Genomic DNA, 21787 nt, shown 5'->3' on the forward strand with positions numbered 1-21787 from the left:
ATATATGTTGTGTGCTGTCATTATTTATAAAACACTGTCATAAGAGCAATGATCGGTTGCCTTTATGACAGTGGGCTTTTCAGAAAAAATTTTGCGTGGTAGGTGTAGCGCGGAATATGGGTTATTTTGATGAATTGATTATTTCAGATGAAGTGGGCTATTGGAAGCCGAATAGGGAAATATTTGAAACAGCTCTTAATCAACTAAATATCAATCATGCAGAGGCATTATTCATCGGGGATTCCTTGCTCGATGATTACAATGGTTCTGTCAACGCCGGGATCGACTTTTGTTTTTATAATCGCAAAGGGCTTTCACTTGACAAAGGAATTCGTCCAGCTTTTACGATCGAAAGTTTACAAGAGGTGAAGGAGATATTAGTAGAAGGATCATATAAGGGAGAGTGACTAGGATGAATTATGAACGAGGTGGCGTTGTTTTCATTGGTTGTATTATTCTTGGGGTAGGGTTAGGACTTTTATTTGATAAAACAGGAGCCGGTTCGATGATCGGTCTGGGTGTGGGCTTTATCGCTATGGGATTTTTTTGGAATAAAAAATAGAGGGGGCATAAGGGATGACTTATGAACCACCAAAGCAAACGATTGCGGTGTCGGCGTATGTGACGAATGAGAAGGGGGAGGTTTTACTCGTACGAACACACTGGCGGTCAGATACATGGGAAATGCCGGGCGGCAATGTTGAGGTGGGGGAGCCACTGGATGAGGCGGTTTGCCGAGAATTTTTGGAAGAGACCGGGGTGACGATTCGTCCGCTTGGCGTTACAGGACTTTATTTTAATCAAACGAAGGCCACGTTGGGTGTAGTTTTTAGAGGGGAGTATGTGAGTGGGGAAATCTGTCCGCAACCAGAAGAGATCCTGGAAGCGCGTTATATTTCGATTCACGAAGAGAATATTGGACAATATATTACACGCCCACAGCAAAGGTCTCGGACACTGGATGCGATGAAGGCGAAAGGCTTTGTACCGTATGAGACATGGGAAATGAAGCCGAACTATCAGTTGAAGACAAGGCTTCATGAAAAAGGAGAAAAAATACAATGACCAATGATTTCTATTGCGATGAAGTTTTAAGTGGGAAAACACAAGTAGAGAAAGTCTATGAAACAGAAAATGTCTTAGCCTATTATCATACAAGACCCTTTTATCAAGTCCATATTGTGGCCATTCCTAAAAAGCATATCCCATCTTTTATAACAATAGATGATGATGATGTATTGTTAGAGTTATTAGGTGTTGTAAAAAAAGTTGCAAGAAAAATGGAAACGGAGTATGGGGCTTGTCGCGTAATCACCAATCTTGGCGCTTATCAAGAGTCTAAGCATTTGCATTGGCATATTGTTTTTGGAGATCGGGTGAAATAACTATAAGGGGGAGGAGAATGGCGGGGTATGATGCATTCGCAGAGACTTATCATCACTTAATTCGTAAGCGCTTGCCTATTAATGAGCTGAGTTTTCAATTTATATTGAAGCAAATCGGGGAAATCACCGGATTGAAAATTTGTGATGTAGGATGTGGGCAAGGAGAGTTGAGCCGCCGCTTAATGGAAAAAGGTGGACTTATCACTGGTGTAGATATTAGTCAAAAATTATTGGAAATCGCTCGGTCTTCTCCTCATGCTGATGCCATTCACTGGATTCAGGATGATGCGCGGGAATTAAATAGTATTTCTGAAAATGAATATGATTTTGTTGTTTCAAATTTGATGCTTATGGATTTGCCTGACTTTCAAAAAGTGTTCCGATCGGCTCATCGCATTTTAAAAATGAAAGGAAAGATGATTTGGGTGATTACACACCCATGTTTTCAGGCTCCCTATAGTGAAACGCTTGAAAATGGAACAAGGATTATAAAAAAATATTCGGAACAATGGTGGAAATCAGATGGGAAAGGAACGATACGTGGGACATTAGGTGCGTACCATCGACCTTTGGAAAACTATATCAATTCCTTTATTTCCACAGGATTTCACTTACTTTCCATCAAGGAATTAACGATTCCAAAAGAGGTTCCACTTGAAGGACAACAAAGAACGCATCATGAAATTCCTCCTTTAATCGGTGTAGTAGGTGAGAAGTTTAGGCATCATGACTGACTATAATATAAGGGTTTAGGGAATTCCGATGAAACATTTATTTTTATTTTGGAATAGAGCAGGCATAAACCTATTTTTTGTGATTACGCTTGAGATTACACAAATGATCGACAATCCCTTTATTAAAAAACGTATCAAGAATTTCATATGTACGAGACACCTGAAAAATCGCAAAAATGTAGACTTAAAGCGGGGTTTGGATCTATGAAAACTCGAAGGAACAGCAAAAACGTAGATCCAAAGTGTGTTTGGATGTACGAAAATGCGAAGGAACAGCAAAAACGTAGATCCAAATTGGGTTTGGATGTACGAAAATGCGAAGGAGTAAGAAAAACGTAGATCCAAAGTGTGCTTGGGTGTACGAAAATGCGAAGGAGTAAGAAAAACGTAGATCCAAATTGGGTTTGGATGTACGAAAACGCGAAGGAATAGGAAAAACGTAGATCCAAGAAGCGTTTGGATGTACGAAAACACAAAGGAATAGCAAAAATGTAGATCCAAGGGATATTTGGATCGTGTAGTTTGTATTTCTTTGGCAAATCCCGGTAAATGTTCATACTCATTGTCCCTATCCGTAAAGTTTTGTTACAATATACATATAGAATCCGGATAAAGACAGGAGTGTCAGTTTGCCGAAATTACGAAATATTCTTTTATTACTAATCATTGGATTTGGATTTTGGCATTTTTATGGAGAAACTTTAAAAGCATCTGGTGTGCCAGGTGTTTTTGGAAAAATACAAGCAGATTTTAATTCGATTAAAGAAAATCCGAAAATAAACGAAACGATTGAGTCACTTCACTACAAGGTTCAAGACTTATTCAAAACCTCCTCTCAAGAAGAACCACAAGAATCAAAATCAGAGCCTGCAGAAAAGCCGAAATTAAAAACTCCAGCTGATCAAACGTTTTCTATTCATAATATTGAAATCGGTCATGCGCGATCAGAAGTGGAAAAGAAACTCGGCGCCCCTCAGCGCTCAACTCGAAATGAATATGGTGTAGATTGGGTGGCTTATCATGAGCAGTATCAGAACTTTTTGATGGTTGCTTATGATGAAAATGATCGAGTAGCCGGGTTATATACAAACCAAGATTTAATTTCCTCCTCTATAGGAGTTCGCTATGGAACAGCTAGGGAGACTGTTCTTGCTAGTCAGTATGAGCCATTGGAGTATATTCGAAAAGGCTGGGTTTCCTATCAACTCAATTCAAATGATGAATATGATCTCTTCTTGATTGGTGATCAGTATGTCACGATCTTTTATGATCAACAAGAAAAAAATACTGTAACGGCAATTTTGATTATTAATGAAGAACTTGAACAAAAAAAAGAACAAATTTATGGAGAGCCTAGTGATGAGTTGAAAGAGGGATTTGAATATCAGTTGTTTGACTTAACGAATGCTGCAAGAGTCAAAAACGGTCTTCCTATCCTTGACTGGGATGAAGACGTGAGGAAAACAGCACGTGGGCACAGCGCAGATATGGCCGAAAATGGTTATTTTAATCATACGAATCTTGACGGGAAATCACCATTTGACCGCATGGAAGAAGATGCTATTTTCTATCAAATGGCTGGTGAAAATATTGCGATGGGACAATTTAGTAGTATTTTCGCCCATGAAGGATTAATGAATTCACCTGGTCACCGAAAAAATATCCTGCAAAAGGATTTTGAAGCATTGGGAGTTGGCGTTGATTTTAATCAAGAGAGACAACCTTATTTTACTGAGAACTTTTTAACTCCATAGAATGGATAAGACCGCTTTGACTACATTTGTCTTGCGGTCTTATTTAAGTGGTTATAAGTATATGGATTGTTCACTGGTATGATTGTTGTTATAATTTTTCCAAAAGAATTAATCTTGGGTGAGTTTATGAAAAAAAGATATGAGAACTTAAATAATGTGACAAACACGAAGTCGTTTCGAGAAATGATGAAGTGGACGAAAGAACGACGTAGCAAGGTAAAGGATTTATCCGTCAATATTGAGCAATGTCCAAATAAACAAATTGAAAAGATCAAGGAAAACAGAAGTAGTACGTCTTATACATGGGTTGGGCATTCTACGTTTCTCATCCAGTTAAATGGACTGAATATTTTAACTGACCCTGTCTGGGCGAAACGGATGGGTTTCCAAAAAAGATTGACAGAGCCGGGAATCCCGCTTGCAGATATGCCTGAAATAGATATAGTCGTTATCTCCCATGGACACTATGATCACTTGGATTTTCCCACGTTGAAAAAATTGAAAGGGGATCCACATTATATAGTGCCAGAAGGGTTGAAATCAATATTTTTACGAAAAGGATACCGCCAAGTAACAGAGATGAGCTGGTGGGAAAGTGTAGATCATAAAGGACTTACGATCCACTTTGTCCCAGCACAACATTGGACACGGAGAACACTCACAGATACGAATACTTCCCATTGGGGTGGATTTATTTTTCAAAGTGATGAGGAAACGATGTATTTTGTAGGGGATACTGGGTATTTCCCCGGCTTTAAAGAGATTGGTGAACGCTTTAAGATTGATACGGTGTTTATGCCAATTGGCGCTTATGAGCCTGAGTGGTTTATGAAAGATTCCCATATTAATCCGGAAGATAGTGTGAAAGCGTTTCTTGAGCTACAAGCTAAAACGTTTGTGCCGATGCATTATGGCGCTTATCGCTTAGCGGATGACACAGGTCCTGAGGCATTGGAGCGCTTATATCGTGAATGGGAAAAGCGGCAGCTCCCCGAGGAACAATTACGGGTCTTAATGTTAGGTGAAACAGTTATGTAAACGAGACCCAATTCTTAATAGTCTTATAGATTAACGTTATCAGCTTACTGAGAATTGCTTGTAGCAATTGCTACATGATGATACCCAGAAATCATTCCTGACAGTAAGCCAAGTTTCACTTGCTGAGCAATAAAAGAAGGGAGAATAAGAGTGGCTGAAATTTATTTGTATCATGTAGTGACCGAAAAGCCTATGAAGCTTGGACAAATCATAATTTTTGATAATAACCATTTTAATGGCGTTTATAATCGAGTAATGGCTTGCAAAAATATATTAGATGGAGATAAGCCTATTGATAGTGATTCGAAATTTATACTTTCAAATTTGGAATACTGGACTGTTAGGACCTATAGAGAATTAGCGTTGGAAAAGGTTAGACAGGAAAAATATCCAAACTATCCTTCCAGAATGTCATGTTTATACACCTCAAAAACTTTATCAGGTGCAGAAATGTGGGCTAATTCATTTATCAATAGTGGTAGGAAAGTTTATCAAATCGTTAAGTTACAAACAGACGGTAAAGTGTTTGATGGTGATGCGTATAATGTATTTGATGGAACTGATAATGCCGAAGAAAATGAAAGAAATGCAGATTACTACTGGAGTAATAAACCTAATAAACTTGGTAAAAAGCAATTGGTTGAAACGTTGATAGATGGCAAGATTGAGGTTGTAGAAATAGTAAAGGAATTTCCCTTATCCTGAGCATTCATGGAAGATTTAGAACATCTTTTCCCTAATCAACTGGCAGGTTAATTTAGTCACCTTCTAGAATAATAAAGAGTAAGTCCAAAGAAGGGTGGAGAGACAATGGAAATGCCAACACATATTGTTGCCGCAGGTGGGATCGTGGAAGATGATCAAGGGAATATTCTCCTTGTTAAAACACATCACGGTGGCTGGGTGTATCCAGGGGGACAAGTGGAAGTCGGAGAAAATGTGATTAACGCAGTGACGAGAGAGATCAAGGAAGAAAGTGGAATTGATACGATTGTGTCGCATTTAATTGGTGTACATTCTAATACTGGAATGCATAAATGGTATGACGGTGTTACAGATGTCCCGACAAAGGTGATGTTTGATTTTGTCTGCAAGCCCGTAGGGGGAGAACTAGCCACTTCGGAGGAAACAACGGATAATCGCTGGGTTGCGAAGGAACAAGTTTTGGATATGATCGAAGCCCCAGCCATTCGTACCCGTTTCCAAGCCTATTTGGATTTTGATGGATCAGTTCAGTATATGGACTATGTTACGAAACCAGCATTTGAATTGAAAATGAAAAGGGATATTTAGGGGCAAGGATGATATCGAGGTGAGAATATGCAGAGCGACCCCAAAAAATTAGAGCGAATCATCACGGGCTATACGTGGCAACAGGTTACCATTGGTCATTCGGAAGCCAGTACATTTTTATTGAAAAAGGAGAGTCACTCACTTTACTTGAAAACACAGGCAATCAATGCTATTGAACCATTACAAATTGAGCAAGAGAAGATGGAATGGCTTCAAGGAAAATTAGCCGTGCCAGAGGTACTCTATTATGGCGAAGATGATAAAAAGGAATATTTATTAATGACGGAAATTAAAGGCATTGATGCATCTGACTCTTCACATAATACCAATCTTCCGCATGTAATTAAACTATTGGCAAAAGGATTAAGGGAGATACATAGTATTTCCGTAGAACACTGTCCTTTTCAACGTACTTTAGCCGTAACAATACAAGAAGCAAGGGAAAGAGTAAATAAAAACCTTGTCGATCTAGAAGATTTGGATGAAGAACGGAAAGGGAAGAATGCAGAGGAGCTTTTTCAAGAACTGCTTGAAAAACGACCTAAGGATGAGGACCTTGTTTTTACCCATGGGGATTATTGCCTGCCAAATATTATCCTTCACCACAATGAAGTCAGTGGTTTTATTGATCTGGGAAGAGCGGGAGTCGCTGATCGTTATCAGGATATCGCTTTAGCTGTTCGAAGTATTGCCTATAATTTTGGTGACCAACTTATCTCGCTCTTTTTGAAGGAATATGGAATAGAGGAAGTAGATGAAGAAAAAATAGATTTTTATCAACTTTTGGATGAGTTCTTTTAGACAAGTGATGGAGGAAAAACCTTTATCAATCCTTTAATACGGAATGGGGGAGAACAGTTGAATTTTACGAATGAGCCCTCATTTGTTATCTTTTCTACAGCGCATATTGTAGCTGTTATAATCGGTTTTGTCATCATTTATATTCTATTTTTAATGCGAAATAAGTGGGGTGGTATTGAGCCGATAGAGAAATTTTATGCTTTATCACTATTGATCATGGAGTTACTTTACCAAACGTGGATGTGGAAAACGGAGCGTTGGGATGTTAGTTATTCGTTGCCGTTAGAATTATGCAGCATTAGTCTGATCCTCACGATTGTACTCTTATGGACAGGAAGTAGGCATTTATATGATTTTGTTTTTTATGCTGGGATTGGTGGAGCCTTACAGGCGATCATGACACCAGATTTAGAGCTTAGTTTTCCTCATTTTCGTTATTTTCATTTCTTTTATACCCATTTTGGTATTATTCTAACAGCTTGCTATTTTACTTGGTATAAAGGCTATCGTCCAACCTTTATAGGTATTGTTAAAACAATGATACTCTTAAACTTGATTCTACCTATTGTGTTTTTAGTCAATTGGTTATTTCGAGGAAACTACATGTTTCTAAGGGCTAAGCCTACCGGGGGGAGCTTATTGGATTATTTAGGACCCTATCCATGGTATCTTTTATCACTGGAGTTCGTTGCTTTTTTGATCTTTCTATTGCTTTGGTCGATTTTTCGTAATAGTGAAATGGAAAAAGGAGGGACTAAGTAATAGGATAATCAGGTCTAAGGAGTGGTAAAATGATACGTTTCTTGAAGTGTTTCACTGTGTATCTTGTTATCATTGGCTTAAGTGCTTGTGGCCGTATTCCTCCAATTGAGGAAATGACAACATTGGAATTTTCAAAGGGAGGATACAATGATGATTCACACTATGTCTATATTGATGCTAGTGACGAAGACAAATCGATTAAATATGGTTTAAGTAAGCTTGGACATGGATCATTAGATATCAAAGAGGTGACTGTTAACGAACTCGATGAAGGACAAAAACTAAAATTCATTCCATTAAGTGACGAAAAATGGGATGAATTACTGGGAGAATTAGTCCAATTGAAAATGGAGAAATGGAAAGATGATTATGATGACCTTAGTGTCTTAGATGGAATCCAGTGGGGGATTACGATTGATTATCCCGATAATCAAAGCGTAAGAATAAGTGGGAGCAATGATTACCCGAAAAATTGGGATGATTTCATAAACCTCTTAGAGAAATATATAGGTGAAAAGTTGTAGCGTGCATGAAATTTCTAGAGGGAGATGATCAATAGGTGTTCACCATCAAAGACCACTCAACTGGTGTTGGGGAAATATTGGGAAGGATAAAAATGGAAGGGAAGAATGATAAAACGAAAATATGGTGATCGTGCTGGATGGAAGCAAGTTCTAGATAAGGAGTTTTGCCAATTGTTTCTTGATTCGCATGAATTCATACGGAATATCACATTGTTGCGGATTCATAAAGTAAAAGGATCATCCGTTGTTCAGTAGTGAAGATAAACAGGTTTGTATTGTGGATGATGGCTATTGTTGGCTTAGTATTTTCCAAAGGATCAACATTATTCCTTGACGACTATGTTCGATGACAAAGGTGAAGTGATATATCGATATTTGTAAGGAAAATGGAATAGAAAATATTTCTGGATATCGTGGTGGAATTTGTAGCTTTTGGTATTTTTTAAATCCTTTGGGTAATTTTTCGAAAGAGAAATGTAAAGTAGAGTAGTGGATACATGATGAAAAGTGAAGTTGAGGAAAATGGCAAGGTAAATTGGTTATTAAATTTTTATTTTACAAATGTCTTGGAAGAAACAAAAGAAAAAATGAATGGAGAAAAGCAAATGATTAGGGCTTGTGTGATTGGATTAGAAGGTGGGGGAACGAATACTCGTGCCATGGTGGCGGACTTGCAAGGACATGTTCTAGCCTATCAAGAATCAGGCAGTGCACATCCTTATCGGGATCCTACAGCAAAGGAAAATATTCAAATGGCCATCTTAGGAGCATTGTCTACCGCTGAAAGGTCGCTAGAGGATGTCTGTTATGTAGCGGCTGGCCTTCCATGTTATCAACAAAAAGAAGACCTTCCTTTAGCAAAATCTCTTCTTTATATTGATGGGATGTCTTGTCCACATCGGATTATGAATGATTCCGAAGTAGGCCATATTGGTGCTTTTTTATTTGATCCAGGAATTATGGTGGTTTCAGGTACGGGGTCTATTGTGATGGGCTATACAGAAAAAGGGGAAGTGTTATTTAATTCTACTTTTGGACATTATGCCCCAACGGCTGCACGATATTTATCTTATCAAGCTGTTCATTCTATTTTGGCGGACCAAGTACAATTTGAGGACAAGGCATTGATACAAGAAGTACTGCGGTTTTGGCAAGTAGAAGGTATAGATGAATTACGAGAGCTTCATTTACATCATTTTTATATGGACAAAGTTGAGAGAGATCGTCAATTTGGATTAATGGCTCCCATCGTAACGAGGGCTGCTGCTCATAATCGACCATTGGCAAAGCGTGTTTGCGATGAAGCTATCCTTACTTTAGAGACAGGTATCCGATTAATTGGCCAATATTTTAAGGAAGAGAGGGTCAAAGTTTCATTTGTCGGTAGTGTGGTACGAAGTCCTTATTTTCTTGGCCAGTTAACAGATATACTGCAAAAAGGCTCTAATAAGCAATATCAAGTGGTAGAGCCAATATTATCACCTGTAGCAGGTGCTGTCTTAATGGCACTTAAAGAATTTGGAATCCCTATAACAGAAGAAATATTAACGGAAATAGCCAAACACGAAAGGTCGAAAATTGGGCCATAATAAAATTATTAATATAAATGGAACAGTAGAGCTATTAAAGATTTATTACTGAAAGGTTAATAGGAAAGGGGAAGAGTTTATGGAAACCTCTTCACGTCCAGTCCCTGAAATGGCTGCTCAACTTGTCATCGAAAAACACTTTCCGAATTGCCAGGCTGCACTATTGGCAGGAAGTGTAGTGCGTGGGGAAGCAACTTCTACGTCAGATTTAGATATTGTGGTTTTTGATAAGGAGCTCAGATCCTCCTATCGCGAGTCATTTATTGATTTTGGCTGGTATATTGAATGTTTTGTTCATAACTTTACGTCTTATAAAGAATTTTTTGAGAGCGATTGCAAACGAGCGAAACCTAGTATGCCTAAAATGGTGTCAGAAGGGATTATCGTTAGGGATGCCAATATTTTAATAACGATTAAACAAGAAGCAAATGAATTATTAAAGAAGGGGCCAGAAAAATGGTCAAGCGAAACGATCGAAATGAAGCGCTATTTTTTAACCGATGTATTGGATGATCTTAAAGGCTGTGTCAAACGAGAAGAAGCTATTTTTCTCGTCAACACACTTGCTGATTTAACGATAGAATTTATTCTACGAATGAATCGTCAATGGATTGACTCATCGAAATGGACGATTCGAGCATTGAAAAATTTTGATGAAGAGCTTGCAAAAGATTTAATAGCGGCCCTTGAAACTTTTTATCAAAAGAATGAGAAGGATAGTATCATTCAATTTGTCGAAACGATCTTACAGCCATATGGCGGCTTACTCTTTGCCGGATTTTCGATGGGAAAGGATAAAAATGGAGGGGAAGAATGCTAAAACGAAAATATGGTGACCGTGCTGGGTGGAAACGTGTTCTTAATCGAGAGTTTCGTCAAATATTTTTAGATTCAGACGAATTCACAGGGAGCATCACACTGTTACAGATTCGCAAGGTGACAGAACCATCTTTTGTCCAGTATGGTGATACACGAGTTTGTATTGTGGATGATGGGTATTGTTGGCTTCAGCATTTTCCGAAAGATCAGCATTATTCCTTAACCACCATGTTCAATGCTAAAGGTGAAATTGTCCAGTGGTATATTGATATTTGTAAAGAAATTGGCATAGAAAACGATCGGCCTTGGATGGATGATTTATTTCTGGACATTGTCGTTTTGCCATCAGGAGAAATTTTTCTGAAAGACGAGGATGAACTTGAGGAAGCGTTAGAAAACGGTATCCTTGATAAGGATTTATATCAGTTGGCATGGAAAGAAGCAGACCACATGGAAGATCTCATCCGAAGCGAACAATTTCCCTTATTAAAATTATCAAAGGAACATATGAAAATGCTGTACAATGATCGGACCCTGGGGGGAGGAAGTTCAAAATGAGTAAATGGATTCAAGCTGTTTTTCTAGATCGGGATGGAACGATCGGGGGACATGATCAGGTTGTGTTTCCTGGTGAATTTGAATTATATCCAAATGCAGTGAAAGCTATAGAACGTTTAAAAGAAGATGGGATCCCGATTTACTCTTTCACAAACCAACCTGGAATTGCGGCAGGGAAGAGTACGGAAAGAGCGTTTCATAAAGAGCTTAAAGGTTTTGGTTTTGATGCCGTCTACCTTTGCCCACATCGTCCTGATGCAAGTTGTCTTTGCAGAAAACCTGCATCAGGACTGCTTGAAAAAGCAGCAGATGAACATCAATTAGATTTAGAAAAGTGTGTCGTCATCGGAGATCGCTGGACAGACTTAATGGCTGCGCATGAAGTGGGGTGCTTGAAGGTTTTAGTGAAAACTGGTGCAGGTTATGATGCCTATGATCGCTATTGCCGAAAGCAATATTTTGGGAAATGGGCAGAAGTAACACCTGATTATATTGCTCAGGACGTCTTAGATGCTGTTAATTGGTTGAATACTCTTAATTAAAACACTTATTTGAAAGGGGAAATCATGATTTCTGAAACAATGAAATTTACGAATCGGTGTAAGAGGATTTTTCGACATGCCGAATTAGCAGTTTTAGAATCATCTGGGATTGTGGAACCGATTCATTTGCTTGTAGGTGCTTTCCATGAAGGGACGGGAGTATGTGCCGAATTGCTGATAAACTATTATAAAACGTATGAGAGTTTACTAGAGCGAGCCTATCAATCAAATGTAGATGATGAAAAACAAGCAGTCCAATGTTGGCCTTTTCATGCAAAAGTTTCCTTATCCGTAAAAAGGGTTTTGGAGAGGTCCTTTCAATTAATGATGCGGTATAAACAGATTTATATAAATGAAGGCCTAGTGTTAAAATCCCTATTTGATTTAAAAGATCCTAATATCTGTTCCTTGATTAGCAGACAGGATGTTTTAAGTATACTCGATATTGTTTATTCTCCTAGAGATCTAATCGTTTCCTTAAAGGAATATTCTTATCCCGATGTGACTGTAGGCGAGAGGATCATTAGAAGAGCAACACAAGCTGATTTTATAGCTTTAAGAGATTTTGTTGAAAATGAATTTGGGAATGGCTGGATCGAATCGATTGTAAATGGCTTTTGTGAAACGAACATTCCTATTTTCCTTGCTATAGAAAAGGATCGGATTATAGGGTTTGCATGTTATGATGTTGTGCGAAAGAAGAAAGGTTTATTCGGTCCAATGGGGACGGCGATTCATCACCGTGGTCAAGGAATTGGTTATCAATTGCTGCATCAAAGTCTGAGAGCAATGCAAGAACACGGTTATGCCTATGCGATTATAGACGAAGCAGGACCAATCGAATTTTACGAGAGAGCTTGTAATGCAAGGATTATTCCAATAACCTAGAGTCTCTGGCCTAAGAACGGGGAAGCATGACATAGCGAACTTGGCGTTCATCCATAAAGGAACGATCCACTTTTAATCAGAAGGAATGATTTTTTTATTGGGGTATTTTTGGTTATTGTTTTTTAAAATACTTTTCTAAGTAAGAAGATAAATACGATTAAACCCTCGTCCATTTCCTACCTACAGAGATTTAGAAATGGACGATTCAACTAATGGAATAAATATGAATTTAAGGGGTTTTTCGATCTTCGATATCTAATTTGCTCCCATCTTTAAATGTAACCTCTAATTCGAATTTGCTATAATCTGCATCTAGGTCAAAACGATCGAGAATTTCTTGAATGGCTGCTTCTTTGTCCATATTGGCGTTTAGCTCAAGATCTTTTAATTGTGTATGCAAAGCGGTAAAAGCTTCCATCCCTTTATAAATAACATTTTTAACTGTGTCTTTCATTTCTGCTTTATAATCCCCGTCATTGCTTTTCTGTTTATATTCGTAATCGATTTCCTCGTTGGGACCATAGTTTACTTCGAGTTCAAATTCAGTAAAGTTAAGATCTTGCATCATTTCTGCTGCATCTTGATCATTCTGAACTTGCCCCTCATGAGACTTATTTCCGCTGTCTTCCACCTGGATTGTATCTGGTGTTTGTTCCCTATCTTGATTGTCGCTTGGTACAACTTGTTCTTTTGGATGATTATCAACAGAGGGATCATCTGAGCAAGCTGCTAGTCCTAATAATAAGCCAGTTCCTATAATAGATACGAACCATTTTTTCATTTTCTTAAACCTCCAATATATGGCCTTCTAATTTATAAGTTTTACCGACATTAGAGAAATTAAACATTCTAACGGTCTATAGGATATAAAAGTCTAAAAAGGGATTGTGTTGTATCATTTTATTTGCTATAATAAGTTCTTGTGTAAGCAGTAGTGATTGACAAAATTGTGTTCATATGATATATTCTTAAGTGAATTGAATACTCGTTAATGGAAGAAGGAGCTGCCCGCTTCTCGCCTGATCGACGCCATAGGCTGTTGGCAGGTTTTAGATCTGAAATTATCATTCATTAAATATTTTGAATGAAAAGCGGGTGCCTTGTGCCCGCTTTTTTTTAATGCTCATTTTTAAGGCGACAGCTTGATGATGAGTAGAGCGCCTGCGCTTATCTTTTTCCAAACAGATGTATTCCGAAAATATCTTGGAGGTGGCTAACTATTAGCAAAGATATGTTGGTAAATGAAGGCATTCGTGCCCGTGAACTTCGTCTAATTGATCATCAGGGTAATCAGCTTGGAGTCAAATCCCGTAATGAAGCATTGGAAATGGCTACTCGTGCAAATCTTGATCTTGTTCTTGTTGCCCCTAATGCGAAACCGCCAGTAGCCAGAATTATGGACCATGGGAAATATCGTTTTGAGCAACAAAAGAAAGAAAAAGAAGCACGGAAAAACCAAAAAGTGATCAATGTGAAGGAAGTTCGATTAAGTCCGACCATTGAAGATCATGATTTCAATACGAAGCTTCGAAACGGACGTAAGTTCCTAGAAAAAGGGGACAAAGTGAAAGCTTCGATCCGCTTTAGAGGACGTGCCATTACACATAAGGAAATCGGTCAACGCGTACTGAATAAATTTGCTGATGAGTGCAGTGATTTAGCAACTGTTGAATCGAAACCGAAAATGGATGGCCGTAGTATGTTCTTGGTGTTAGCACCAAAAGCCGAAAAGTAAAGTTTTGAGGAGGAAAACCCTATGCCAAAAATGAAAACTCACCGTGGCGCAGCAAAGCGTTTTAAGAAAACAGGTAGCGGTAAACTGAAACGTTCACATGCTTATACAAGCCACATGTTCGCTCATAAATCACAAAAACAAAAACGTAAACTACGTAAATCTGCCATTGTCTCAAAAGGTGATTTTAAAAGAATTCGTCACCTACTTGACAATCTGAAATAAACCGGAACCAATAGGAGGGAATCAATATGCCACGTGTTAAAGGCGGTACAGTTACTCGCAGACGTCGCAAGAAAGTTTTAAAATTAGCTAAAGGTTATTATGGTTCAAAACATAGATTATTTAAAGTAGCCAATCAACAAGTAATGAAATCTTATATGTACGCTTACCGTGATCGTCGTAATAAAAAGCGTGATTTCCGTAAGCTTTGGATCACTCGTATTAATGCAGCTGCTCGTATGAACGGTCTTTCTTATAGCCGTTTAATGCATGGCTTGAAATTGGCTGGCATTGAAGTGAACCGCAAAATGCTTGCTGATCTAGCTGTATCTGACGAAAATGCATTCGCAGAATTAGCCAATAAAGCGAAAGCAGCTCTATAATTAGAAAAGCGAAAGGCGGTTGTCTAGGAGCGACAAGCAAATGTTCTGGAACGGAAGAAGGGCGCTTTTCCCTTCGGCCGTTTCAGGTTATTTGACCTCGAGCTCCTACCGCCTGTAGCTAGACAATATATTACTTTTTTAAAGCCATTCTCTATCATCGTGGAGAATGGCTTTTGCTATAGAAGGTGGAGGAATATGCTTAAATCATTTGTAGTAATGTACATCATTATCATAAATTTATGGGGAATCTATATTATGAAGATGGATAAGAGAAGGGCGCAAAAGAGAGAATGGCGTGTAAGTGAAAAAAACTTATGGCTAATCGCTATTATAGGTGGAGCAGCAGGAACAACGCTTGGTATGTGGTCCTACCGTCATAAAACCAAGCACTTTGCTTTTAAATACGGATTCCCATTATTAGCTATTCTTGACGTTACACTTTTTTATTTGATGCTTGACCGCCTGTCATAACAAATTTCTCTACCCCATAGACTATAGTAAGAAGGCGGGTGATCAAATTGAACGAACAATTATTGATCATGCTTACATTTGTCCAGGGAACAGGTACATTGGCTCCGGTTATCTTCATCTTTTTTCATGTGATTCGTCAATTTATTTTTATTCCTGTAATAATGGTTTGTATGGCTGGTGGGATATTATTTGGTAGCGTATTAGGCACGCTATTTTCTATGATAGGATTACTTATTTTATCGGCTTTATTTTATTTTTGCATTCGAAAAATGCCCAGTACCCATGAAAAACTATTGAAGATTAAAAATAAATGGTTTGGTCGCTATGCCAAAATGACGGTTGGACAAATAGCGATCCTACGACTGATTCCTTTTTTTCATTATCATTTATTAAATCTCTGTTTGTTAGAGAGAAGGCCTGATTTCAAGGGATTTATGAAGGGAGCTTTTGCAACAAATCTTCCATTGGCCTTTTTTTACACTGTATTTGGAGAATTTATCACCCACTTTACTCCTACCATTAGTGTTATAATCTTATTGGCTCTTTTATTACTGGTTTACATTTTGCGAGAAAAAATGTCAACCGTTGCCTGGAATGAATTCTTCTCACAAGAAAATAAAACGAAGAATGCGTGTTAAAACCGGTATGGCAAGGACAAAAAGACATGAAGGGCCTACGGAAAAATCACAAATAGATTTTTCCGTAGGCCCTTCATGAGTTACACAAGTGAAAATGTAAGTTTAGTTGGTAGGATGTTCATTCTTATTTTTCTCCATTAGCTCTTTAATTGGACTTTTCCAATCAATGGTACTGTCTGGATAACGGAGTTCAATTTCATTTTCGATAAAGCGAAAGTCTTCATAAGATAAGCCTTTTAGAAGGTCGGGGTTTCGCGGCCAGACGAAAATAGAAACAACTTCAAAGGAACGATCCGTTGTACCGAGATATTTTTCACCTTCAAACATAACACCATTAAAAGTAATCAGGAAATTTTTTCTGATGTTATTAGGTACGTCATAGAAATAGTACTTTTTTTGTTCATGAGCGGTTTCAAGTTTACGTTTCGGATCTAATATGAATTTAATGATTTTATAAATCAAGTAAATAATAAAGGCGAAAATAGCGATTCTTAACAGAATAAGCATGACGCAACCTCCAATGGTTAATCTAATATGGCTATACGAACGAGAGTTTAAAAAGTTTCACTTTATTTGTTATAATTTTTTTAGGAGGGATTTTATTATGACAATGAAAGAATGGTTTGAAATGCAACGGAAATTAGATCAATACATTGAAGAGGAACATGGCTTGCAAAGTCGGCCTTTATTTGATGACAAGATCTTAGCACTATTAGTGGAAATTGGCGAATTAGCGAATGAAACAAGATGTTTTAAATTTTGGAGTAAAAAGCCAGCTTCAGACAGTAAAGTGATTTTGGAGGAATATGTAGACGGCATCCATTTTATTCTCTCCCTAGGTTTAGAACTAGGCTTTGCAGAAAACTCTTTTTCCGTTGTTTCTCATGAAGCGAATGAAGATTTAGTGACAAGCTTCTTAAAGGTTTATCACCAAGTTGGTGAGTTAAGGCAATCACGGTCACTCCAAGATTACGAAGAATTATTGCGTCAATATTTTATCTTAGGACAATCTCTTGGATTTACGATTGATGATACCCAACAGGCTTATAAAGAGAAGAATGAAGTGAATTATAAACGCCAAGAGGAAGGGTATTAGTAGCATTCCGTCCTTCCTTTTTATTATAATGGAAATAGTTTCAAATTTGTGAAGGAGGGGTCAGGTTGACAAAGTTAGATGAGACATTGACAATGTTAAAAGATTTAACAGATGCTAAAGGAATCCCGGGAAATGAAAAAGAGCCAAGAGAAGTGATGAAACAATACATAACCCCTTTTGCGGATGAAGTGGAGTCCGATGGCTTAGGCAGTTTAATCGCTAAAAAAACGGGGGCGGAAAACGGGCCAAAAATTATGATATCCGGTCATTTAGATGAAGTTGGATTTATGATTACACAAATCGATGACAAAGGCTTTTTGCGTTTTCAAACTGTAGGCGGTTGGTGGTCACAAGTGATGCTTGCACAACGGGTAACAATCGTCACTTCGAAGGGGGACATTACAGGGGTCATTGGTTCTAAACCACCTCATATTTTATCAGCAGAAGCACGTAAGAAACCAATTGATATTAAAGATATGTTTATTGATATTGGTGCTTCTAACCGAGAGGAAGCACTGGAATGGGGCGTCCGACCAGGTGATATGGCGGTGCCATACTTTGAATTTACTGTGATGAATAATGAGAAAATGCTGCTTGCGAAGGCATGGGACAATCGAATTGGTTGTGCGATTGCGATTGATGTTTTAAGGAATCTCCAGGGAGAAGATCACCAAAACATTGTCTATGGTGTTGGGACTGTTCAAGAAGAAGTAGGGCTTCGCGGTGCTAAAACAGCGGCGAATAAAATTCAACCAGATATCGCGATTGCAGTGGATGTCGGCATTGCTGGGGACACACCGGGTATTACGGAAAAAGAAGCGCAATCGAAGATGGGAGAAGGGCCGCAAATTATCCTATATGATGCTTCAATGGTTTCACATAAAGGCCTGCGTGAACTGATTACAGACGTGGCAGATGAATTAAATATCCCCTATCAATTTGATGCGATCCCGGGTGGGGGAACAGATGCTGGTTCGATCCATTTAGCTGCCGAAGGAGCACCTTCGATTGCCATGACCATCGCAACTCGCTATATTCACTCCCATGCAGGTATTCTTCACCGTGATGATTTTGAAAATGCTGTAAAACTTATTACGGAAGTCATCAAGCGCTTGGATCGAGAAACGGTTGATAAAATTACTTATGAATAGGAATGAGGCCCGCAATTTGCGGGTCTTTTGCCTTCATGAAACAAATAGATAAAAAGTTAAGAATTTGTTTTAATGGTAAAACCGCTTTCTTCGGACCATTCGGCATAAAAAATTTCCTGTATATCTCTATAGCCTTCTTTATTTAGTTGGCTTAATAACCATTCTCTGTCTTTATCGATGAATTTAAGGTTTTTTTCTTTTATTCTTCCTTCATCAATAAGTTGGTGAGATAAGGAAGATTTAGCCGGGTGAAGATGTAACATTTCTGCTGTCACAGGAGAATAGGCCTCATTTTTCATTATACTTAATTGACCATTTGGCTCTAGAATAGCAAATTTTAATTCTTTGATCGAAAATATCCCCTGTTGACGGAGCATGGTTCTAAGCTGTTCTGATTCTAATTTATTTCTTTTAAGTTCTTTAATATTTAGCTCTCCATCATTAATAATAATGGCGGGCTCTCCCTTGATGATTGGCTTGATTTTATCAAATTTACGTACGATTGCTTCGATGAAATAAATTAAAATCGCCCATAATATAATCGTGTAAAGGACTTCCCAGACGCTAACTTTTTCATCATAAACGGATTCCTCTAAGAAACCACCAATTACTAGAAGATAAACGAAATCGAATGGAGTGAATTGAGATAGTTCCTTTTTTCCTAAAAGACGAATGATTAACAACAAGATCATTAATCCGGAAATAACTTTAACGGTAATACTTGTATCCATATTAACTCCTCCACATTCAAAACCTGTATAAAATGGCTTACCCGTTTTAGTTGGCTTTCAATCAGGAGTTGTTCTATTTTAGTTAAACGCTTGTTCAATGTTGATCACTTCGATTTTAGAACAATCCATAAAAAAACCTGAATCCATAAACCAGATTCAGGTCAATATTAAGTTCTTAACTTCGGCTTTTTAATGGATGTTTATTTTAATCCTTGCTCCAATGTTTCGAGCATCATACTTTGCTCCCTGGCATCTGCATTTTCCCAAATCACTTCAAATAAGACCCCTAGTCCAGGTAACATTTTTTCCTCTCCACGTTGAATCGCATCGACAATGGTTTCTTTTAATTGGGCTTGGTCATTGCCTGAAACATTATGAATAACTGCTTTACGTAAATTTAAATCCATGATCATGGCTCCTTTATAGTAGATGTGATGTTTAGTTTTTCTCAAATAAGTTGTATATATGTATAATGAAGGAAGAAACTTTGGAAAGGCTTGAAAGATATGGAATATATAAAGTCGACAAAAAATGAAAAAGTCAAATTATGGAAAAAACTACTTTCGAAGAAATTTCGCGATCAAACAGGAACCTACTTAATTGAAGGGGAGCATTTAATACTAGAAGCATTGAAAACAAATGAGGTCGTCGAAATAATGATCCAAGAGGATAAGACGATTTCAAATGCTTGGTCATTAAATCACGAAAAAATATCGGTGTTCACTATTTCCGAAGAAATTAGCCAGCATATCTCTGATACAAAAAGCCCTCAAGGAATCTTTGCCGTATGTAAAAAAAGAAATACGAAAGTTGATTTTACTAAACATGCTCGCTTCCTTTTAATGGATGGTGTGCAAGATCCTGGTAATATTGGTACCATCATTCGGACAGCGGATGCAGCGGGTGTGGATGTTGTGATTTTAGGAGAGGGATCTGGGGATGTTTACAATCCGAAAGTGATCCGATCAGCACAAGGTAGCCATTTTCACCTTACGATTGAATCCGGAAATTTATCGAATTGGGTAAACCAAATAAAACAAAATGAAGTTCCTCTTTATGGTACGGCACTAGAAAAAGCAGTGGATTTCCAATCCATCACGCCAGCGAAATCCTTCGCCCTTGTGGTTGGAAATGAAGGGTCAGGTGTTTCGAGAGAAATTCTTGAAAAAACAGACCAAAATTTATATATTCCCATCTATGGGCAAAGTGAATCTCTCAATGTTTCCATTGCTACCGGCATCTTGCTGTATCATTTGAGAAAATCGATTTGAATTCATGAGCCGAAACGGCTATAATGTGAATATCTAAATAATCGAAAGACGTCGACGGAGAAGAGTAGTTTGGGGGAAGCATTTAGGAAGAAAATGCCTTGACTGAAAGCATTTTTTGCCAAAACCAAATGAAGTTCACCTCCCGAGTTGGTATCAGGACCGTTTTATTGTGTTTAAAAAGTTAAAATTCCTTTTTGAACATCGTTACGTAAAGATACACCGGCACTTGCCGTTATGAGAATGAAGTGAACATGCTTGGCGTGTTTATAAGGGTGGTACCGCGACGACAAACCTCGTCCCTTTTTTAGGGATGAGGTTTTTATTTTAGAAAAAAACATAAGGAGGAATCTGCAAAGTGAGAGAAAGGTTGCAGGAACTTAAATCAGAAGCATTAGAAAAGATTAGAAGTTCATCCAATTTAAAAGAACTAAACGATCTCCGTGTTTCTTATCTAGGAAAAAAAGGTCCTATTACAGAGGTTTTACGAGGAATGGGAAAATTATCCGCTGAGGAACGACCAAAGATTGGGGCTTTAGCGAACACAATTAGAGAAAACATATCAGAAGTGATTACGGAAAAACGGAATGACTTAGAGAAGGCTGCTGTTCAAAAACAGTTAGAATCCGAAACGATCGATGTCACTTTACCGGGTAGACCAGTCAAAACAGGTAGCCGCCATCCATTAACGAAAATCATTGAGGAAATTGAAGATTTGTTTATTGGCATGGGGTATCAAGTGGCAGAGGGTCCAGAAGTGGAAAAAGATTATTATAATTTCGAGGCGCTCAATTTGCCAAAAGGTCATCCAGCAAGAGATATGCAAGATACTTTCTATATCACAGAAGAATTGTTAATGCGGACACAGACATCACCAGTTCAAGCACGCACAATGGAAAAACATGAAGGAAAAGGGCCAATCAAAATTATTTGTCCTGGTAAAGTATATCGTCGTGATCATGACGATGCGACTCATTCCCATCAGTTTACCCAAATCGAAGGACTTGTTGTTGATGAGAATATCACAATGGCAGATTTGAAGGGAACGCTAGATGTCTTTGCGAAGAAAATGTTTGGAGCAGATCGCGAAATCCGTCTACGTCCAAGCTTCTTTCCCTTTACAGAACCATCCGTAGAAATGGATATCTCCTGTAAAATTTGTGCTGGATCCGGATGTCGAATTTGTAAACAAACTGGCTGGATCGAAATATTAGGGGCAGGGATGGTTCATCCGAATGTTCTGCAGATGTCTGGATTTGATCCGGAGAAATATACTGGTTTTGCCTTTGGTATGGGTCCTGAACGGATTGCCATGCTGAAATATGGAATTGATGATATTCGGCATTTCTATACAAATGATATTCGGTTCTTACAACAATTTTCGGTGCAAGAATAGGGATAGGAGGAT

The 21787-nt window shown here is 38.1% G+C and carries 31 protein-coding genes and 2 other annotated features; of the genes, 27 read left to right on the forward strand and 4 right to left on the reverse strand.

The features are described from left to right. The first annotated feature begins 116 nt into the window (after positions 1–116). The 18 genes from KI363_RS16845 to KI363_RS16930 all read left to right on the forward strand — a co-directional run bounded on the left by KI363_RS16845 (position 117) and on the right by KI363_RS16930 (position 12687). The gene (locus KI363_RS16845) at positions 117–407 is read left to right on the forward strand and encodes an HAD family hydrolase (protein WP_212967044.1); all 291 of its coding nucleotides are present in this window, start codon (positions 117–119) and stop codon (positions 405–407) included. Positions 408–412: 5 nt separating this feature from the next. Continuing rightward, positions 413–562 (forward strand): hypothetical protein, encoded by a 150-nt coding sequence (locus KI363_RS16850; RefSeq protein WP_212967045.1) that lies wholly within the window; start codon positions 413–415, stop codon positions 560–562. 14 nt (positions 563–576) lie between these two features. After that, a complete protein-coding gene (locus KI363_RS16855; protein ID WP_212967046.1) occupies positions 577–1065 on the forward strand; it encodes an NUDIX hydrolase in 489 nt (162 codons plus the stop codon). Continuing rightward, positions 1062–1385, forward strand: a complete 324-nt coding sequence (locus KI363_RS16860; protein ID WP_212967047.1) for an HIT family protein — start codon at positions 1062–1064, stop codon at positions 1383–1385. Before KI363_RS16855 ends, KI363_RS16860 begins: the two co-directional genes overlap by 4 nt. A gap of 17 nt (positions 1386–1402) precedes the next feature. Beyond that, positions 1403–2119 (forward strand): class I SAM-dependent methyltransferase, encoded by a 717-nt coding sequence (locus KI363_RS16865; protein WP_212967048.1) that lies wholly within the window; start codon positions 1403–1405, stop codon positions 2117–2119. Positions 2120–2748: 629 nt separating this feature from the next. Then, a complete protein-coding gene (locus KI363_RS16870) occupies positions 2749–3873 on the forward strand; it encodes a CAP domain-containing protein (protein ID WP_212967049.1) in 1125 nt (374 codons plus the stop codon). Between the two features lie 126 nt (positions 3874–3999). Next, positions 4000–4911 (forward strand): MBL fold metallo-hydrolase, encoded by a 912-nt coding sequence (locus KI363_RS16875; RefSeq protein ID WP_212967078.1) that lies wholly within the window; start codon positions 4000–4002, stop codon positions 4909–4911. 150 nt (positions 4912–5061) lie between these two features. Further along, positions 5062–5616 carry a DUF2441 domain-containing protein gene (locus KI363_RS16880; protein WP_212967050.1) on the forward strand — a complete coding sequence of 185 codons (555 nt, stop codon included), beginning with the start codon at positions 5062–5064 and terminating at the stop codon, positions 5614–5616. Between the two features lie 105 nt (positions 5617–5721). Then, entirely contained in the window at positions 5722–6204 is a 483-nt protein-coding gene (locus KI363_RS16885) for an NUDIX hydrolase (RefSeq protein ID WP_212967051.1), read from the forward strand. 27 nt (positions 6205–6231) lie between these two features. Then, a complete protein-coding gene (locus tag KI363_RS16890) occupies positions 6232–7005 on the forward strand; it encodes an APH(3') family aminoglycoside O-phosphotransferase (RefSeq protein WP_212967052.1) in 774 nt (257 codons plus the stop codon). Positions 7006–7062: 57 nt separating this feature from the next. Further along, positions 7063–7767: a YwaF family protein gene (locus KI363_RS16895; RefSeq protein WP_212967053.1), complete on the forward strand. Its 705-nt coding sequence runs from the start codon at positions 7063–7065 to the stop codon at positions 7765–7767. A 29-nt stretch (positions 7768–7796) separates the two neighbouring features. Continuing rightward, positions 7797–8291, forward strand: coding sequence for a hypothetical protein (locus KI363_RS16900; protein WP_212967054.1), 495 nt, complete (start codon positions 7797–7799; stop codon positions 8289–8291). Between the two features lie 105 nt (positions 8292–8396). Then, positions 8397–8546 carry a hypothetical protein gene (locus KI363_RS16905; RefSeq protein WP_212967055.1) on the forward strand — a complete coding sequence of 50 codons (150 nt, stop codon included), beginning with the start codon at positions 8397–8399 and terminating at the stop codon, positions 8544–8546. Positions 8547–8791: 245 nt separating this feature from the next. Beyond that, positions 8792–9880, forward strand: coding sequence for a BadF/BadG/BcrA/BcrD ATPase family protein (locus KI363_RS16910; protein ID WP_212967056.1), 1089 nt, complete (start codon positions 8792–8794; stop codon positions 9878–9880). 79 nt (positions 9881–9959) lie between these two features. Beyond that, the gene (locus KI363_RS16915) at positions 9960–10700 is read left to right on the forward strand and encodes a nucleotidyltransferase domain-containing protein (protein WP_212967057.1); all 741 of its coding nucleotides are present in this window, start codon (positions 9960–9962) and stop codon (positions 10698–10700) included. Then, positions 10694–11257, forward strand: coding sequence for a ribonuclease FAU-1 family protein (locus tag KI363_RS16920; RefSeq protein WP_212967058.1), 564 nt, complete (start codon positions 10694–10696; stop codon positions 11255–11257). The genes KI363_RS16915 and KI363_RS16920 overlap by 7 nt, the downstream gene beginning before the upstream one ends. Continuing rightward, entirely contained in the window at positions 11254–11799 is a 546-nt protein-coding gene (locus KI363_RS16925) for an HAD-IIIA family hydrolase (protein ID WP_158322523.1), read from the forward strand. The genes KI363_RS16920 and KI363_RS16925 overlap by 4 nt, the downstream gene beginning before the upstream one ends. Positions 11800–11823: 24 nt before the next feature. Next, positions 11824–12687, forward strand: a complete 864-nt coding sequence (locus KI363_RS16930; protein ID WP_212967059.1) for a GNAT family N-acetyltransferase — start codon at positions 11824–11826, stop codon at positions 12685–12687. 229 nt (positions 12688–12916) lie between these two features. Here KI363_RS16930 and KI363_RS16935 read toward each other — a convergent pair whose 3' ends face one another. Further along, the gene (locus tag KI363_RS16935) at positions 12917–13468 is read right to left on the reverse strand and encodes a YusW family protein (RefSeq protein WP_212967060.1); all 552 of its coding nucleotides are present in this window, start codon (positions 13466–13468) and stop codon (positions 12917–12919) included. A gap of 208 nt (positions 13469–13676) precedes the next feature. Continuing rightward, positions 13677–13811: a sequence feature (ribosomal protein L20 leader region), on the forward strand. Positions 13812–13918: 107 nt separating this feature from the next. Between KI363_RS16935 and infC the strand changes: the two genes are divergently transcribed. The 5 genes from infC to KI363_RS16960 all read left to right on the forward strand — a co-directional run bounded on the left by infC (position 13919) and on the right by KI363_RS16960 (position 16133). Further along, a complete protein-coding gene (gene infC / locus KI363_RS16940) occupies positions 13919–14422 on the forward strand; it encodes a translation initiation factor IF-3 (protein ID WP_158322526.1) in 504 nt (167 codons plus the stop codon). A gap of 21 nt (positions 14423–14443) precedes the next feature. Further along, complete coding sequence (gene rpmI, locus KI363_RS16945) at positions 14444–14644, forward strand: 50S ribosomal protein L35 (RefSeq protein ID WP_057985118.1); 201 nt, start codon at positions 14444–14446, stop codon at positions 14642–14644. A gap of 26 nt (positions 14645–14670) precedes the next feature. Then, a complete protein-coding gene (rplT, locus tag KI363_RS16950) occupies positions 14671–15024 on the forward strand; it encodes a 50S ribosomal protein L20 (RefSeq protein WP_057985116.1) in 354 nt (117 codons plus the stop codon). Between the two features lie 195 nt (positions 15025–15219). Continuing rightward, on the forward strand, positions 15220–15495 hold the full coding sequence (locus tag KI363_RS16955; RefSeq protein WP_212967061.1) for a DUF1294 domain-containing protein: 276 nt from the start codon (positions 15220–15222) through the stop codon (positions 15493–15495). 47 nt (positions 15496–15542) lie between these two features. Next, on the forward strand, positions 15543–16133 hold the full coding sequence (locus tag KI363_RS16960; protein WP_212967062.1) for a TVP38/TMEM64 family protein: 591 nt from the start codon (positions 15543–15545) through the stop codon (positions 16131–16133). Positions 16134–16235: 102 nt separating this feature from the next. Here the strand turns inward: KI363_RS16960 and KI363_RS16965 are convergent, their stop codons facing one another. Continuing rightward, the gene (locus KI363_RS16965; RefSeq protein ID WP_158322529.1) at positions 16236–16640 is read right to left on the reverse strand and encodes a sigma-w pathway protein ysdB; all 405 of its coding nucleotides are present in this window, start codon (positions 16638–16640) and stop codon (positions 16236–16238) included. A gap of 97 nt (positions 16641–16737) precedes the next feature. On the opposite strand from KI363_RS16965, the gene KI363_RS16970 reads away from it, so the two are divergent. Further along, positions 16738–17229, forward strand: a complete 492-nt coding sequence (locus KI363_RS16970; protein ID WP_158322530.1) for a dUTP diphosphatase — start codon at positions 16738–16740, stop codon at positions 17227–17229. A 65-nt stretch (positions 17230–17294) separates the two neighbouring features. Next, complete coding sequence (locus KI363_RS16975) at positions 17295–18380, forward strand: M42 family metallopeptidase (RefSeq protein ID WP_158322531.1); 1086 nt, start codon at positions 17295–17297, stop codon at positions 18378–18380. A gap of 56 nt (positions 18381–18436) precedes the next feature. Here the strand turns inward: KI363_RS16975 and KI363_RS16980 are convergent, their stop codons facing one another. Beyond that, positions 18437–19111, reverse strand: coding sequence for a DUF421 domain-containing protein (locus KI363_RS16980; RefSeq protein WP_212967063.1), 675 nt, complete (start codon positions 19109–19111; stop codon positions 18437–18439). 200 nt (positions 19112–19311) lie between these two features. Further along, complete coding sequence (gene sspI, locus KI363_RS16985) at positions 19312–19518, reverse strand: small acid-soluble spore protein SspI (protein ID WP_158322533.1); 207 nt, start codon at positions 19516–19518, stop codon at positions 19312–19314. 99 nt (positions 19519–19617) lie between these two features. Here sspI and KI363_RS16990 point away from each other — a divergent pair, with 99 nt between their 5' ends. Beyond that, a complete protein-coding gene (locus tag KI363_RS16990) occupies positions 19618–20382 on the forward strand; it encodes a TrmH family RNA methyltransferase (RefSeq protein WP_212967064.1) in 765 nt (254 codons plus the stop codon). Between the two features lie 42 nt (positions 20383–20424). Beyond that, positions 20425–20686: a binding site (T-box leader), on the forward strand. Positions 20687–20737: 51 nt separating this feature from the next. Beyond that, positions 20738–21775, forward strand: a complete 1038-nt coding sequence (gene pheS, locus KI363_RS16995) for a phenylalanine--tRNA ligase subunit alpha (protein WP_158322535.1) — start codon at positions 20738–20740, stop codon at positions 21773–21775. The last annotated feature ends 12 nt before the right edge of the window (positions 21776–21787 follow it).

The organism is Lederbergia ruris (genome assembly GCF_018332955.1).
Taxonomy (GTDB): Bacteria; Bacillota; Bacilli; order Bacillales; family Bacillaceae_C; genus Lederbergia; species Lederbergia ruris.